General features: G+C 41.6%; 15 protein-coding genes. 14 read left to right on the top strand and 1 reads right to left on the bottom strand.

Annotated features, from left to right (window positions below; translation table 11 throughout):
* Window positions 1-88: 88 nt before the first annotated feature.
* From DEO27_RS22175 to DEO27_RS22150, 6 genes are all read left to right on the top strand, one after another.
* Window positions 89-436: a helix-turn-helix transcriptional regulator gene (locus DEO27_RS22175; RefSeq protein ID WP_112568721.1), complete on the top strand. Its 348-nt coding sequence runs from the start codon at window positions 89-91 to the stop codon at window positions 434-436.
* A gap of 7 nt (window positions 437-443) precedes the next feature.
* Entirely contained in the window at window positions 444-1,643 is a 1,200-nt protein-coding gene (locus DEO27_RS22170) for a primase-helicase family protein (protein ID WP_112568719.1), read from the top strand.
* A 217-nt stretch (window positions 1,644-1,860) separates the two neighbouring features.
* On the top strand, window positions 1,861-2,778 hold the full coding sequence (locus DEO27_RS22165; protein WP_146749984.1) for a toprim domain-containing protein: 918 nt from the start codon (window positions 1,861-1,863) through the stop codon (window positions 2,776-2,778).
* Between the two features lie 207 nt (window positions 2,779-2,985).
* Complete coding sequence (locus DEO27_RS22160; RefSeq protein WP_112568715.1) at window positions 2,986-3,363, top strand: MobC family plasmid mobilization relaxosome protein; 378 nt, start codon at window positions 2,986-2,988, stop codon at window positions 3,361-3,363.
* The gene (locus DEO27_RS22155) at window positions 3,353-4,333 is read left to right on the top strand and encodes a relaxase/mobilization nuclease domain-containing protein (RefSeq protein WP_112568713.1); all 981 of its coding nucleotides are present in this window, start codon (window positions 3,353-3,355) and stop codon (window positions 4,331-4,333) included. Before DEO27_RS22160 ends, DEO27_RS22155 begins: the two co-directional genes overlap by 11 nt.
* 38 nt (window positions 4,334-4,371) lie before the next feature.
* Window positions 4,372-4,974: a hypothetical protein gene (locus DEO27_RS22150; protein WP_112568711.1), complete on the top strand. Its 603-nt coding sequence runs from the start codon at window positions 4,372-4,374 to the stop codon at window positions 4,972-4,974.
* 575 nt (window positions 4,975-5,549) lie between these two features.
* Here the strand turns inward: DEO27_RS22150 and DEO27_RS22145 are convergent.
* Window positions 5,550-5,972, bottom strand: coding sequence for a helix-turn-helix transcriptional regulator (locus DEO27_RS22145; RefSeq protein WP_112568709.1), 423 nt, complete (start codon window positions 5,970-5,972; stop codon window positions 5,550-5,552).
* Between the two features lie 525 nt (window positions 5,973-6,497).
* On the opposite strand from DEO27_RS22145, the gene DEO27_RS22140 reads away from it, so the two are divergent.
* From DEO27_RS22140 to DEO27_RS22105, 8 genes are all read left to right on the top strand, one after another.
* Window positions 6,498-7,283 carry a hypothetical protein gene (locus tag DEO27_RS22140; RefSeq protein WP_112568707.1) on the top strand — a complete coding sequence of 262 codons (786 nt, stop codon included), beginning with the start codon at window positions 6,498-6,500 and terminating at the stop codon, window positions 7,281-7,283.
* 45 nt (window positions 7,284-7,328) lie between these two features.
* Window positions 7,329-9,098: a DUF6119 family protein gene (locus DEO27_RS22135; protein WP_112568705.1), complete on the top strand. Its 1,770-nt coding sequence runs from the start codon at window positions 7,329-7,331 to the stop codon at window positions 9,096-9,098.
* 184 nt (window positions 9,099-9,282) lie between these two features.
* The gene (locus tag DEO27_RS22130; protein WP_112568703.1) at window positions 9,283-11,199 is read left to right on the top strand and encodes an ATP-binding protein; all 1,917 of its coding nucleotides are present in this window, start codon (window positions 9,283-9,285) and stop codon (window positions 11,197-11,199) included.
* Window positions 11,180-12,229 carry a hypothetical protein gene (locus DEO27_RS22125; protein WP_112568701.1) on the top strand — a complete coding sequence of 350 codons (1,050 nt, stop codon included), beginning with the start codon at window positions 11,180-11,182 and terminating at the stop codon, window positions 12,227-12,229. The genes DEO27_RS22130 and DEO27_RS22125 overlap by 20 nt, the downstream gene beginning before the upstream one ends.
* A 16-nt stretch (window positions 12,230-12,245) precedes the next feature.
* Complete coding sequence (locus DEO27_RS22120) at window positions 12,246-13,043, top strand: hypothetical protein (RefSeq protein WP_112568699.1); 798 nt, start codon at window positions 12,246-12,248, stop codon at window positions 13,041-13,043.
* Between the two features lie 294 nt (window positions 13,044-13,337).
* Entirely contained in the window at window positions 13,338-14,894 is a 1,557-nt protein-coding gene (locus DEO27_RS22115) for a hypothetical protein (protein ID WP_112568697.1), read from the top strand.
* A 26-nt stretch (window positions 14,895-14,920) separates the two neighbouring features.
* Window positions 14,921-15,634, top strand: a complete 714-nt coding sequence (locus tag DEO27_RS22110) for a hypothetical protein (protein WP_112568695.1) — start codon at window positions 14,921-14,923, stop codon at window positions 15,632-15,634.
* Entirely contained in the window at window positions 15,631-16,869 is a 1,239-nt protein-coding gene (locus tag DEO27_RS22105; protein WP_112568693.1) for a hypothetical protein, read from the top strand. Before DEO27_RS22110 ends, DEO27_RS22105 begins: the two co-directional genes overlap by 4 nt.
* Window positions 16,870-17,020: the final 151 nt, after the last annotated feature.

Here is a 17,020-nt window from a genome sequence, read left to right as displayed (position 1 = left end):
AAAGTACGTTCGTACGATACCGCCCAATCGGTCGTATTACTCTATTTTGTTCTATTTTTTTGCTTCCGTTAATCAAAACGGAGGTCGAATGAATATCAATGAAAACACCAGGGTAATAGATCTTAAAGTATCAGATCTGTTAACCATTTTAAAAGAATCCGCAACATCTTTGCCCGTACCACTACTGCTGCCAAGCGACGAAGATGAAATAGGGGGCTATGAGGTAGCAGAGAGAACTACAGGTTACGCACGCCAAACCCTTTACCAGTTAAAATCCGCAGGAAAGATTCCCTGCATTGTCCTTCCTAATGGTGGTGTCAGGTTCTCTAAAAAGGAGATTATTAGCTGGCTAATGTCCCATAAAAGGCTAACTGACAAAGAAATTGCTGAGAAGGCAGAAAATTTTGTTTTTAAACGCCGTATGCGCAGAAAATAAGGGGAATATGGAACAGGAATATCCTTATCTCCGAATCGGCACTGCCTATTACAAGATCGTTCAAAAACCTCTCGCTTCGGGCGACCGCATGACATTGCTCCTTCCCTGGTCGGTAGAGTGCATTAAGCAAGATCATGGCAAGAGCTATCTGTCTGGAATACCTAAGTATGATGGCTTTTGCTTTGTACCGTCACACCTGCATTACCAGCGTTTTATCGGCAGTTTCTATAATCGGTATCATCCATTTATACATGTTCCGAAGATTGGCCAGCCAGAACGAACGCTGACCTACTTAAGTCATATTTTCGGCGACCAGCTCGAATACGGTTTGGATTATTTAAAAATACTGCTCGAAATGCCGATGCAGATGCTGCCCATCCTTTGCCTGGTTAGCACCGAGCGGAATACAGGCAAGACCACTTTTTTAAACCTGCTGAAAGCGGTTTTCGGGGATAACATGACCATAAACACAAACGAAGACTTTCGTTCAAACTTTAACGCAGAATGGGCGCATAAGGTCATCATAGGAGTGGATGAAACTTTTTTGGAACGTCGGGAAGACTCCGAGCGTCTGAAAAATCTTAGTACTGCCACATTCTACAAATCCGAGGCCAAAGGACAGGACAGACAGGAAATCGAATTTTTCGGCAAGTTTATTTTATGCAGTAATAACGAGGATAATTTTGTACTGGTTGACCCCGGCGAAACCCGTTATTGGATACGTAAGATACCCGTATTTGAAAACGAAGATCAGGGCTTATTAGGCGCTCTTAAAAAGGAAATTCCTTTATTCATTCACTACCTGACAGGTAGGAAGCTTTCCACGCCAAAACAAAGCCGGATGTGGTTTACCGCCCAGCAGATCGCTACACCGGCGCTCAAAAAAGTTATCCGGCAAAACCGGAACAAACTGGAGTTAGAAATTGCAGGGATACTATTGACAATTGCGGACGGAAAGGAAGTAGAGGAAGTGAAATTTTGTGTAGGCGATGTACAGGACTGGCTCAATAAAAAAGGTTTTCGCAACCATGATACCACCGCTATTCGCAGGGTGCTACAGAACGTATGGAACCTAAAACCGGCTGCCAATTCCAACTCCTACAATCAGTACAAGATCGGGCCGGACGGTACGATCTATGAGAGCACGCAGAAAGGCCGCTACTTTAACATGAGTATCAAAGCGATTGAAAAGATCAATGACTCCTGATGATTTGGTGATGGATAATTTAATTTATTGATAATCAAAAGAATATAGTCATCAATGCTTCATCAAAAAATCATCAACTCCTAATGCCGATGAAAGAAAAAATCATCGGAATGATTTGATAACAAATTTGATGAACAAACGATGATGAGTTAATTAATTGAAAAATAGGGTATTAAGTGATGGTTTCATCGAATCATCAAATAAATTACAAAAATACATGAAAACTTTAAATTGCGCGGAAGCCAGAAAGATCTCTATCATTAGTTACCTGGAGAAATGCGGTATTCAGCCGCAACGGATTAAAGCTCATAACTATTGGTACTTATCACCACTGCGGGACGAAAAGACCGCTTCATTCAAAGTAAATACCAAGCTTAATGCCTGGATGGATTTTGGCGAAGGTACCGGAGGTAATTTGATTGACCTGGGCATACGAATGCATCATTGTTCTGTTGAAGAATTCCTGGAGCGTTTGAATAATGGCAATCATGATTTTTCTTTTCATCAGCAAGCTTCGCGAAAGGCAGAACCCCAGCCGGAAAATCCGGTGATCATTACCGGCGTGAAAGCGCTTGAACATCCTGCTTTGATCGCCTACCTGAAAACACGCGGGGTTGATCCGGCAGTTGCCACTACCTATTGCAAAGAGGTCGATTTTACAATAAGTGGCAAACCGTATTTCGCCATTGGGTTTACCAACCGTTCGGGTGGTTACGAGCTGCGGAATAACTGGTTCAAAGGGGCATCGTCGCCCAAGGACATTACCATCATTGGCGGCTGTCATAAAACCACCATCGTACTGGAAGGTTTTACTGATTTCCTGTCGCTTTTGCAATTGAAGGGAGGCAAACCTCAGTCTGATTTTATCATCCTGAATTCTGTTGCGCTGGCCGAAAGAGCGGTGCCCATTTTAAAGAGCTACTCGGAAGTTTTTCTGATGCTCAACCATGACAAGGCCGGAATTGCAGCTGCGGAAAAGTTGCAGGCTGTGGGTATCAGCTTCACCGATGCATCAGACTTTTACAAGGGTTTTAACGACATCAATGAGTACCTGGCTGCCCAAAAAAAGGCTTCTTTACAACCGCAGATCCGGCGCAGAGCACCGGAAGAAAGGAGCCGGGGAATTGGGCGCTAAGTCAAATTTTGACATGGGCTACGGATACGGGCTTGCTGTACCAAGCATATATACAGATAGCTGAATATATAACCGGCCCATTTTTCGAATTGTAAGGAGCGAGTTAATGTTTTTGCTACACAAAAACCCGAATTCACCCCAACGGGGTGATTCGGAACTCGCTCCCGTTGGTCGAACTTTTATAGCAACAAAAAATGAAAAGAACACATGCTAACAGCTAATGAAAATAAAACAATAGAAAAAGCGAGGACCCCCGGCAGACCCAAAAAAACGATCAGGCGGAGTGATTTTTTAATGGTGCGTTTAACGCCAACGGAGAGGATTTTGATCGAGGGAAGAGCGAAAAATGCCGGGCTTAAACCCAGTGAATGGTTTCGCAGCGCAGCTAAAAGTGCCAGGGTTTTCCCGCGCTTCACTGTAGAAGAAACCGGCTGGTTCAGGATGCTGGCTGGGGTAGCAAATAACCTTAACCAGCTTACCCACCTGGCGCACGTAGCAGGCCTCTTTACGCTTGCTATGAAATGCCAGTCCATCCTTAAACAGGTAGAAGAATTAATTGCAAAACTTAGCAGCCATGATGGGTAAGCCGATCACCGGGAGAAGCTTCGGCGGCTGTGTCCGTTATGTGGTGAACAAGCCGGAGGCTAAAATATTATCTGCCGAAGGCGTTCGCATGCAGAACGCTAATGCTATGATTCAGGATTTTAACATGCAACGTAAAATGCGGCCCGAACTCGGCAAAGCAGTGGGACACCAGGTACTCAGCTGGAGTAAGGAAGACCTACTTAAATTAAGCGATGATATCATGGTGGAGCGGGCGAAAGAATACATGGAAAAAGTAGGAATCCGAACTACGCAGTATGTGATCGTTCGTCACAGCGACCGCGATCATCCGCATCTCCATATTGTTTACAACCGGGTGGATAATAACGGCAAGACCATTAGTGACAAAAACAATTTCGCTAAGAATGTAAAAGCCTGCAAGGAGATCACCCTGAAATACGGCTATCATATCGGCGAAGGCAAAGATCTGGTGAACCGCCAGTCGTTACAGGGCAGGGAGAAGGTCAGGTACGAATTATACGATGCTATCAAAGCAGACATGAAAACAGCCACTAACTGGAAACAATTGGAAGGGCAGCTTGCCAGGCAGGGAATTACCATTGCTTATAAATTCCGTAGCGGTACCAATGAAGTTCAGGGCATCTCCTTTGAAAAAGGCAACATAAAAATGAAAGGTTCCGCTATTGACCGGAGCTTGAGTTTTGTCCGTATTGATGCCAATTTAAACCGAAACCAACAGGTACAGCAGTATCATGCGGCAAGGGAAGCCAATCAACCACTTGTGGCGAACCAGCTGCGTGAGTCAATCCGGGAGAGCGTTCAGGCGGAATACAGCCATAACCCCGGTACAGGTAAAGGCATATTGGAAGTGCTATTGGAGCCACAATTTGTTGCCGGGCCACCTGATCCAATGGGTGACGCAGATATTGCCCGCAGGAAACGGAAGAAGCACGAAGCGGAGCATTCCCGGTCACAGGGTATAAGCAGGTAGAAGAATAAAAATTAAGATTGACCTCAAAACGATTTGTTATGCAAAATGAAGAATTAGAAGAAAAGGTAAATATTATGGAAGAGCTGATCCAGGGTTTTGCCGGTAGGATCAGTGTGATGGAAACCAGCGTGGCCGAGTTTCTAAAGAGCTTTCTGGAACAGTACCGGGGTACATTGGAAACGATCACGGCACGGATTGAAATAGCTAACAAACGGTACAACGATCAAAAGATCCAGCAGCAGATCGATGAATTAAATGGCGTAGTAGCGACAGTACCGAAAGTCATTCGTGTGAAAAACAGTCACCATTTAGGTGCCTGGTCGAGTAGTTTGATCATTGGCCTGGTGGTTTGTTTTATAATAACAGCCGGATCATTCGGGAGTACTTTATATCTCTATCATCAAAATGATGACCTGAATCGTGAAGCTTATAACTTCTGGTTGGTTAGGGCACTTTATCCAAAGCTTGCTAAGACCATCGATACAAAGCTGGCGGAGGATCCGAAGGGTTTTATAGATAAGGCTGAAAAAGCAATGGCAAAACAGCAGGCGATAATTGCTGCCGAAGCCGTAGCTGCACAGGCAGAAAAGGATCAGAAGGAGGCTAAGCGGAAGCTGGAAAAGGTGAAAGCAAATAAGTGATGGAGGTGAGATAAACAGGCTAAGCAGCTGCGGCAGGTTGCTGTATTGCACCGCGGCATGCGCCCGGTTTCATTTCGCAGCCAGCCTCGCTGGCGCACACAGGCAAGTATTGGTTCCTCATACATGCCTGCCTTCCAGCCGCGCATAATAGCCACAACACCGCAGTCACAAAGGTAGCGACACAGGAAAACAGTCATGGGTATAATAAACCGCGGCTACCACCGCGGCCCTTGACAATTTTCCTGTTTTGAGCTTCCGGTTGTTTAAGCGGTAATGTGGTGGGAGTGTGTATTAAGCCAAATTATGAAAAGCCCCTTTCGTTAATTAGTCAATAAAATACTTATTGAAAATCTTAGTAAGATCAATCGGCAGATCATACGCTTGGTGCCAAATTAGTTTACCTGAAATGAATTTAGCAGGAGAAGTTTATTTGATATCAAAAACATCAAAAATTTCTTTGATACCTAAGGTCTAACTACGCTTGATATTTCTTTTCAAGGATTTTAAATTCAGGATCAGCAAGAATGTTGCCCATCCTGTTTTAGTAGGTAATAAGGGCGCTGGAATCAGCCACGTTAATTCCTGTTTTTCAATACCTCCACCTTTTCCCGCTCACTTGCAAGTAGGCGTTCGTAGAGTTTTTTATTCTCTTCGAAAAGCTCAACTAATTTATCAATAGGATTGAAGTTTATCGTTCCATAATTATTTAGAGGTCCTTGGTTATGCGAACCCTCATAATTATTCTGGATGTTGTAAATAGCCTTTTCTTCGTCAAAGTTTTTGATTGCTTCAACAGGCACTTTTAATATTACAGCTATTTGGGCAAGTATATCATCTTCTATGGTTTCTTTTGCCTCAAGTAATGATACTCGCCTTTGGCTCCATTCATCACCAAGTTCTATTGCTAAGGCCTCTTGTTTGAGGCCTAACATTTCCCTGAAGCGTTTTATATTGCGACCATGATGAATATTTTTGGGTGCGTCGGTAGCTGTATTCATGATAAAAGGTTTTTTAAGCAAATGTAAGAAATTTTCAATGTTTAAAATACGGGTTTGATGCGGCTTGCAAAAGGATAAAATAGACAACCAATGCGACTTCGTAGACTGCTGAGGATAATCTAGTGATTATAGGATTCGTGGATAAGCCCAGTTTAGGAATAAGTATATTTTCGATTTGTAAATTATCTGTGCTACCTGTTTGTGTATAGTTATAGGCTTTTTTAGAAGTGCTGTTTTTAGTGCTGATAGACCGTGAAAATTTAAAATGGGGCGGTAGTAAACCAGCCAAAAGGATGCGCTCGATAGTCAAAGTTTTAGATTCGGTGCAGTTATTTATATTATGATATAAAGTGTTTTCACAAAAGCTCATTTGTTATATGGTGAAATACTGTGCTGACATACTTTTTGTCCAAAATATTTTCTGAAGAAATATGATTTATTTAAACATATTATATGTTTGATAGCTAACTTTTCGAAATCATTTAAATTATATTTATTGGCTAAACGTTGTAATCGACAAAATCTATGATCGAAATTATCAAAAACAATATTTCCTGGCTAAAGGACTTTTTCACCTTAATCCTGACCGGAACAGGGGCAGTCGTTACAATCCTGACCTATCAAAGGGCCAAAGCAACCATATTACAGCCGATCCGAAGCGAGGTCGTTAAAAAACAGACAGAATTGTTGTCCGAATTACTACAGTTGTTGTTTGCCAATGATCAATCTTTTGAAACAGGCTTGGACTACGTCGAGATTTGTAAGGTCAATACATTGCTGTTATTGAACGATTATGGATTCACTGACAAATTTAAAGCTGAACGTTTGCAGGAGGCTAAAACGAACCTTCAAGGTGCAGTCTTTACTAAGAACAAACTTGAAAACTTTCACCGCATACAGCCATTCGGCGAAGGTCCTATCCACGCTGAGAGCCAAGAGAAGATCAAAGAAAAGTTAGAAAATGGGAAGGTGAGAATAATCTTGATTCAAACGACCAAGAAAAACAGGGAATTTACGGCTAAGTTGGATTATTTTCGAAGCCATCCATTTATGCCTACGTCAATTCAGGAGACGCTCGAAAGTTTAAATAAAGACATCACATACAATTTGAGTACGGCATTAACAGAAGAACTTGAGAAATTCATTAACGAACTTCCAAAGCAAATCAAGATTAATTCCCAAGTAAAAGTAAATCTTTCTGGTATCTCCAATAATTTCATCCATGCGAGACGTTCACACAAGGAACAGGTGGAAACCCTGACCCGAAATATCAGGAATCATTTGAGGATAGACGAAAAATGGTTAGCATAATTAAAAAAAATCCTGTCATTAAACTAATAAAACTCTTTTTCGAAGATGAATATATTCCCTAACCTCTATCGAATTGACAAAAAGCATTACAGATTGAGGGAGTTACACGATACAATTTCCGTTATTAAGCGGATAGTTAAAGCCAGTATCAGTACAGAGCTTCCTTCACTGGAGATTGACCCAGACAGTGTAACAGAATTTCCCAAAGATAATGTTAACTATTATCTGTATACATACAACACGGATGAAATAGCTTCGGATTGGGTAAAGTTCTTACCAAAGGAGCTGACAGGAAACAAGGACTTTATTCAAAAGAAACTATCCCTTACCCTTTTTATCGAGACGGAATTCGACCTGTTTGTTATTGTTGGTGGCAACGCGTTTAAAATGGTCGTAAGTTTTATTGATCATTCCTTCGGATTGAACTATTACGATAGGATTATCGAACCAGATAAGGACGAGCTAACATCGATTAGGACCAGGGGGATGACAGGTCAGCGGATTGGAATGAACGAACAGTTTAGAAATGAATACAGGATTGTGAATTTCACGAGGTTTGGCAAGCTGCCCAAGGAGATCCATGTCAAACTCTGCAGGGAGACAACAAACACGCACTTCCCTTATTTAAAGAGAAAAGTAAGTGACCGAGTTCAAATAACAGTAGGCGCGGGATTTAAAGTAAGTCGGCCCGTTGATTTTGAGACATTGCACAAGCTTGTTATAGAAATGTCAATCATCAAAGGCATAGAACCATCCGATTATCTAAGTTCATTCGTTGAAATTAAAGACGAAAACGTATTAAAGGATTGTCGCTGGATGTTAGTACGAAAAATCTATGACAACTTGGCTTTCCTGTATGAGAACGGTCATGACCCAAGGGACAGGTTTGATTTCGATTTTTGTAACCCCAACAAAATTGATAAGTATTATGAGGCAGATACCTATCAGCTTAAAGAGAAAACCGAAGGAGGTGGGTTTAAAATTTTTGATACGATAGCGGATAGAGAGGATGTGTTCAAGCGCGTGATGGATAGAGCCATGGAATTAGAACTGACTTCGAATATCTACGATTTTAATAAGTATATATGGGGAGTACATATTACTGCGGTAAAAGGTGAAAAAGGCATCGCGAATTCCGGCTTCATTTTTCATTTCAGCGCGGAATTTAGCATGGATGGAAAAGCAATCTTTCTGATAGACACAAAATGGTATATCCTGAAGGACCAATTTATAAAGGACATGGTCGCCAATGCCACTCATATTTTAAAAACATATGCAGCACCGGCGACAATCTTCAAGTATTCGTGGGACAGGAATACGACGCCCAGAGAAAAAGATTACAATCTTAAATATGATGGACTACCAGGGTACATCGTGATGGACACGGTGATCGTCGATGGTATTGAACTCTGTGATTTTGTTTTCTACAATGAGCAAACCATATACCTCGTCCATGTCAAGGCCGGCTTTAGTTCCCCCATGCGGGAACTTGCTAACCAAATAACTATTTCGGCGAGAAGGCTAAGGGAAGCGCTGAATACAGACGAGAACCCATTTCTTGATAGGCTTTACCAAAGACTTTTAGATAAGGGATTCTATCTTAACGACCTCGATTTAACAGGTTTCAAAGCGCTTTTTAAGAAAACGATCAATTATGTGTTAGCGGTCAACTCAACGCTAAGCGAAGATCTGCTTATCGAAGAAAATATGAACCGTTATGATTCAAACATAGCCAGGTTTTCGCTAATTCAATGTTCAAACGAGATGAACACAAGTTACTACCCACTTCTTACCTACCAAATTCCCAGATATTAAAGACGTAATACTTTTTATAATCTTCTATAGCTGTTTTGGAACCTGATTTTATCAAGTGGTTGGAAAAATAACTTCACAATTTATATGTGGGGATAATAAAGGCTATTATTTGTATTTTTATAGCTAATTAAAGGTAACGCATACCGAAAGAATTATTTTATCCTAACTTATTACTATATTATATATGCAGATTCACTACATGTGGATTAATGATTTCGCGCCAATTCAACAAACCGGTATCAATTTATCGTCTAACCTGATTTTTGAGATGCAACATTTGTCGGGAAAGGCATCCTGGGAATTAACCATAAAAAAGAACCCTGACTACATTGACCATTTCTTCGATGATTTAGAACCTGCCGCGGATATAGGAAAAATCTCGAATGTTACAGCTATTATAGGAAAAAACGGTGCGGGCAAAACGAGCATTCTGAGTTATATCAAGTCCCGCCTGCCGCAGGGCCTTGAGTCACGGACAATGAATGACCTGTTTGTATATTCATGGGCCGATCAGAATAACAAGGAAACGTATTATATCATACGGCCTTTTGAGTTTCCTCTGGAAATAAACAATCTGAGCGGTCTCCAATTTGAAGAAAGCGAATATGGAGATGATGCCGCGTCCTCATTGCAATTCACCGGGAAGCTGGGGGCTGCCGAATATATTTATTATTCCTATCTCCTGGATTTCAACGAGGATATGCAACCGTGGAAGGGACTGTCGAACCTTTCATCCGCCTATTTGATGATGGAAGAGCGAAGGCGCATCACTGAAGAGAGCAGGCATGAACGAAGCCGGGAGACCATGCTCGCACATTGCAACGACCTGGACAATTTACACATGTCCGAGGTTGCCAGAGCAGTGGAATTGTTATCATCCGACTTCCAACAATTACCATTCAGTAAGCCTGAATATTTGATCATCGAAATTGACTTGCGGGACGCAACTTATTTTGACGATGAAAAAGAAAAATTCCCTGAATTTTATACCCTGTTGCAATCATTAAGAGCTTCTGATTCGGTCAAAGAGGATAATAAAGAAAGAACAACAGCAGAGCTGCGTCGCGATATGTTATTGCGAACGTTGATGTTAGGTGTTTTTTACAATTACCATCTCCAGGATTTTAAATATTCGGTAGGCAGCCTTTACACGCACCGCATAGAAAAAGACTTGAACGAGTCTGCTACTGAATATATATTGAGGTTTTTTTCATCAATGGAAGTCGGCAGTTCCATACAAAATAACGAACAAATAAAAATACCTCGACATGAATTCCTTTCAACAGCAGTGATTGAATTTTATAACTTTGTCCGGCAACAATTTGATAGCGGTGTTATTTCGGCACGCAACGACCTCTCGTCGATGTACCTGAAGCTTGACAGCGAATCGGAAAAAGTATTTAAGAAATTCAGTAAGCTGTATCTCAGTATCAAAGGTATTAGCTCGTTCCTCAATTTTAAATGGCGGTCCTTAAGCGGCGGTGAACAATCCTATTTATCGTTAATGTCAAGGTTTTACGACCTGAAGAATCATGGGCATGGCGACTTGCCCAGGAACCTAGTCATTATGATCGATGAGGGAGATTTAGGCTATCATCCGGAATGGCAGAGAAAATATCTAAAAACAACTTTAGATTTTCTCAGGCGATTATTCAGAAACCACTCTATGCAGGTGATAATGACCGCAAATTCCCCATTTATCTCTTCTGACTTGCCCAAAGCAAATGTACTCTTCATTGAGAAGGGCCCCAATGGATCAATTTATCATAGTAAGGACAACAACCGCGAGAGTACTTTTGGTTCAAACATTCACACACTATTTTCCAATTCGTTCTATATGGATGGTGTATTGATGGGGGATTTCGCGAAAGCACGGATCAACAGGATCATAGATTTTATCAATGATAAGCGGGTAAATATTCCAAATGCTGATTACAAAAAAACGATCGAAGCAATCGGCGAGCCGGTCCTGCGAAAGAAACTTCTGGACATGTGGTTTGAGAAATTCGGCCCCATTGAGGAACGGGAGCAATTATTGAAGCGATTAGCGGAATTGAACGAGCAAATAAATCCAAGCAAAGATGATCAGGAACCCGCATAAACTGGCCGACCTGGATGCGATGTCTTTGGTCTATTACAGGGACCTGCAACAAACCATGCACCTGAATGCCCGCATCGGCAGGTGCACCGTACCTGAGCTGCAACCATTGATGAACTACATTACCAGGAATTTAATCAGGATCATCACGCTCAGGCCGGACGATCTGGAGACCGAAGGTGTTACACTCAATGGAATGTTCGATCAGGCAATAACGGGCTACCTCGCGACGAACCCTGTGTTAATGAACGCAGGCGGCAACAGGATCACAGCACGGCAGCAGAAGGTCAATCACATGAAAAAACTGTGGAAGTTAGAGATCAACAAGATCTTCGATTACGACCATACCGCTGACTGTTTTACAAAAATTGATGACGGCAAACTGGCATACCGGCATGCAACCCGGTTGCAAATGAATACCTGTACCTATTGCAACGCGAACTTCACTTATACGATCAGGACCGGTAGGATGAAAAGCAGGCCTGAGTTTGATCACTTTCTGAAAAAAAGTACAAACCCGTTCTTCGCGTTGTCTTTCTTTAACCTGGTCCCGTCTTGTTCCCTGTGTAATTCCGGGGCTTTGAAAGGGCAGAGGGTTTTTTCAGTAGGGACACATATTCACCCTATGGTTGACGACATCGAGGGGTTCTATCAATTTCGAACCAAGGTCAAAGCGGTAGATTTTCTGGTGAACGGAAAGGATTTTGATTTAGAAATGGAGCCATGTCCAGGTAAAACCCAGGCGGAACTGAAAAAAGCCGAAAGGAGCATCGCGGTTTTCGGGATCAATGACCGTTACCGTTTTCACAAGGACATCGCCGGTGAGGTGATCAAAAAAGCATACGTGTACAACCATTCGGCCATTGAAAACATTTACAATGGTTTCCAGGTGGACGGGCAATCCATCTTCAAATCACCGGCTGAGGTCAAGGAACTGGTCATGGGTAATTTCTTGCATCCCGACCATTTTCACAAGCGGGCATTGTCTAAAATGACCAAAGACATCGCTGAGGAATTTGGCCTGACTATTTGAAGTAACCGAATTAACCATGCAATCTTTAAAAGAAACCATTACACAGGAAAAGCACGACGAGCTGATTGGCTATGATGAATTTCATACGCCGGGTTACCAGTACACGATTATGTACATGTCCCGGACCCATTCGCTGGCCGAGTTCATATTCTCCAAAATTCTGGCCTACCAGGGAAAACTGTTTTCGGATTTGGAAGCTTTCGAGGTAGTGGAAGCTTTTACCATCAAAACAATTTGCGATTGGGAGTGGTACTGCGAACGCATGATCTGTGAATTCCTGAAGCAGGACACCAGTCAGCTATCAAATGAACTGGGACTTACCCTACCTTCTACGATCACCACCGATGAATGTATCGGGTACCTCAACGGGCTGGGTTATTTCGACCTGAAAAGCGCTTCTAATCTGAAAGCAATTGCGAAGAAAGTGCTTCCCAAAAAGAACAATCCTTTTGACAATATCAATGCGGAGGCGAGAAACAGGATCGATGATTATTATGTGATCCGAAACTACGTCGCCCATAAAAGCCAAAAGTCAAGACGGTCGTTACTGAAGGTTTATGAGAAATATAATCAAAAAGGCTTTGAAGAAGCAGGTTCATTTCTTTTAAACAAAAATGACCCGAAAGGAAAGTCGATCCGTTTTCAGGAATTTGGAAGCGCATTCTGGCTGGCTGCATTTAAGTTGCTGGAATCCGCTTATCCTAAGATTTATAAATGGATTGTAGAGGATGAACCTGTATACAACGACCAGTGCCATATTCGTTTTCATTATCTTAGAATGCTTATCAATCGGGAGCAACCCACGGAGGCCTGATTGACATTATTGAAAAAGACGTGGCTTGAAACATGATGAACTGGAATGGGGTTCTGAACTGATCCGCAATGGTTCGTACGGGACAACCCTTATTGGCATATACCGTTGATAAGTGTGGCTTATTAAATTAGCCGCCGCTAAAAATAAAATAGAGGATGGATTGAAATGCTATCTCCTTTAATATGGTTCGCTTGTTAACAATGTGCACCAATATTAACTATAATATTAGTCGTTACCTCAAGCAAAAAATGAAACAGAACAGTACCTTTAATTTTACAATCTATAAAAAATACAATGAGACTTAACGGCTGCGGAGACATCGTGTTTGTTAATCCGCAGAAAGCGTTAGAAGTTCTAAAGCAACAGCATGCGGGACAGATGATCTACATTTCTGCTGAAGATATTGAACTCCGGGCGTATGACCTCCCGGCTCTGCCAGAATTGAATCTTCCGGGAGGATTCCCCGAATGTTGCGAAGGGCACCGGCAAATGTATCAATCCTTAAGGGATGAATTTGACCGGTTTCCGAATTGCTGTAAATGGCACAGCACATTGATCGGCACGCCCTGGTTCAATAAAGGAAATTACCTCTACATGCCGATGAAGGTGATGAATTCCTTTGCTTATACCATCAGCTTCATCAAAGAATACATGAACGTCCCTGATTGGCACAAACGTATTAAAGACTATATCGATACAACCATCAATAGTTTCGGTCAATTCCCTTTAAACTTCGGCCCGCCGCTTGGACTAAGTCAGTACGTATCCATTATCCAGGACAATTTACCTTTGATTGATGAGCTGGCCACAGAGAAGCATTTGGCGATTGAAAACATGCTGAGCGGACACGCCCGGGGCGACAAAGAGAAAGGGGAATCGGATTTTCAATTGCTAATGAGCATTTATAACGAGTGGTTACGGATCTTTCCATTTGAGATACCTTACTTACAGCCTTTGCGAAACCATCTTGAAAATACAATACCTGTTATCAAGGAAAAGCTAGATACCAATATGTTTACCGGCCATACCAGTTATTCATTGAGGTCCAAAGCCGAATTACTTGATTTCATAAAGAAAGCTACGACAATAATCATAACCGATCTTAATGCTGCAAAACTCTATGAAAAAGGTGAATTGACAGCGATTAAAGAAACGGCACTCAAATTACTAACCGCAAATCGACGCATTGAAATTGAAGAATTGCAGTTGCCGGCAAAGTCCGACCAAAACGCTTACTTGAAATTACTGAAGAAATGGCTCAAAGGGGAGAAGAAATTTATCACTGAACTTCGTTTGACCATAGGAGATGAAACTCAGGATGTTTTTTTTCAACGTTGCTTGTGCGACGCAATACATAGTTTTCAGCGAAATGAAACCAATGAGCCCTGTTTGCTAAACGTTCGGAATAACGGACCGAACCGAGAGTCGATGGTCAGATATGCTGTGAAAAACTTCTTATCAGCCAGGTTTCCGGATGCTATACTTACAGCGGAGGAAGAAAAAGATACTCGTTTTATGGATCTAAAATTTTATCACAGCGCCCTTTCGCATAAAGTGATAGAATTTAAAGGTTGGTGGAACCAAGATAAAAAGAACATACCGCTTCAGTTATCCGGCTATCTGACCGATTTTGAAAAGGATGGGTATGTGTTTATGATAAACCATCTTAAATCTAAAAATATAATGGCCGACTATAAAGCACTAGTCCAACAGGAAAATATAAATTTCGTCCCTAATTCGTGGCAAACGCACAAACACGCAAACTTAGATTTTGAATATTTCAGTTCGAAGCATCAGTTCGATGGGCGTGAAAAAACATTATTCCATTTTATCTTCAATGTGTATTTTTAAGTATTAGAATAATCTGCAACCTTATCATGACCTATATTTTCGAAAAGCTCATTCCCGTTCTTGCCGTAGTAACAGCATGGTCTCTGGGCTTCGCCAATTTACAATCTACCTACAACCGCCAGGATAATATTAAAAGAAAAAGATTGCTATTCAACCTTATGGAATTACGTTATTGGATCGAAAAAGAGCTACAATTAGATCAACAACTCGCAGAGATCCTGGAACTGTTTATTATCGAGCTGCAAAAAAGATTACCGCTTCCCGAGGACGAACTCCTTGGAATTAAGGCCTTGATGTCTGGTATCATCAGAAAACAGTTTCTTATTCAACCAAAACTTCCGGACTTGGAAACCTCTATCGATAACATCGTAAAAGAACTTGCCGAAGTCGATCCCGTCTTTGCCTTTGAACTAAATGGTAGGTTTCAAGTAACTGATAAAATTAAATCCATACAAGCCTACCTGGAGCAGGTTGAAGTACCTGAAGGAGAAGGACCCTCCAATAAAGAAAAGCTGTTTGACAAGATTCTCCGGCCAAAACTTATGACCGAAGTCGTGAAACAATTGGACGAACATATATTAAATATTGCCGGCATGATTAGTCGTAAGGTGTTGAAAAAAGTAAAGAACGCCGTTTATCCTTCCGATACTATGCTTGATAGATCGGAGGTTCATTCGTTTTTAAATGATTACATCACAAAGTTGATCCATCAATTTCGTCAACCAGGAAACATGTCATGAGCTTGTTCGCAGATGAAGCCGCCATGCAAAAATGGCTGCACAAGAAATTAAAAAAAGAAGTAGCATTAGCGGACCTGATATTTGACTACGAACGGTATAAATCATCGATAAGGACAGACGATCCTTCATTTGTTATAAACCAAATAAGGAAGAGCTATTTGTTCTGCATGGATTCGTTCGACATCAATGAACTACTCTTTGCTAATGAAAATATATCCCTAAACCCGAAAGATATCCTCAAACCTGACTTTGTCCTTTACGCAGCGGAAACCCAAAGCATCGTCATTGTTGAACTCAAAAATCTTAAAAGCGCTACCAGGCAAGCCGGTACTGAAGTTGGCGCTTATGCAGCTGAAATAAAAAGCTATTTACCGTTCATGGCGGATGGCGAGGTAGTTAACGTAATAATTTCTTCAGATTGGCCTGTTTTATTACGGCACTACGTCATGAACGAAATCATCTGGCTCAATCGAAACGTCATTTGCCTGGAACCCTTAAAGCGTAATGGAAGAATTGGTTTGGCAATTGTGTCGCCTGATAAAATTGCCAATGATCAACTGAAATTTTCGGTCAGCCAAAGACAGCTGGGAGGATTCCACCTCTGTCTTTATGATTATGGGGCGAAGCAAGCAGGGAATTTTTTTAGAATGGATGACCATCAAAATCGCATACGCACAGCTTTGAATGCGATGGCTGCCAGGGGGAACGCATTGCGTACACATGGCTTTGCATTTTTATTTCGGGTTAGATCCGACTTCGGGGAAGCACCTTATATCATAACAATTGTCAACTTTTCCTCATTCCAGGGATTGCCATTTGCTTTTTTAGATCCTGAATATGTGCCTAATAAAACGGCCATGCGATTTTTGCAATTACTACGCGATAACGATCCTGAAGGGCATGGTCAGATGCTGAATAAGATATGCGAGGCGGGGGAAGTATTTTTGAAAGGTTTTTGTGATCCACGGCCTGAAGATTTCAGAGATTGGGGCTACCTAAAAGAATATGCATTTCACGAAATGGATGCTATGGCATTTACTGGATGGGGCGTTTTTGAGGAAATGTACTTCGAGCTGCTGGCCAAAAAATACGATGCACTTGATTTGGATTTTGAATATGACAATCCAATGGTAGCTATTTCGATGCTCAATGAAATAGTCCAGGAAATCGATTTGCAAATCGATTGGGAAAAACTGGGATTAGGCGATGATGATGAAGACGATTTTTTTGAATGAGCATCCGAGACATCATTTGCACTCGATTGCGCTATTCGGATTCGAACCAAAGATTGCTTTTATGGTATAAAGACTAATTATTGGGGATTATATTCCTTTACCAACCTTAGTTACTTATTTGTTACTAAGATTGTAAATATTTCAAAATTAA

Origin of the sequence: Mucilaginibacter rubeus, assembly GCF_003286415.2 — a bacterium.
Taxonomy (GTDB): domain Bacteria; phylum Bacteroidota; class Bacteroidia; order Sphingobacteriales; family Sphingobacteriaceae; genus Mucilaginibacter; species Mucilaginibacter rubeus_A.
Note: the sequence above shows the minus strand (reverse complement) of the source record. Positions and strands in the feature narration are given on the sequence as shown.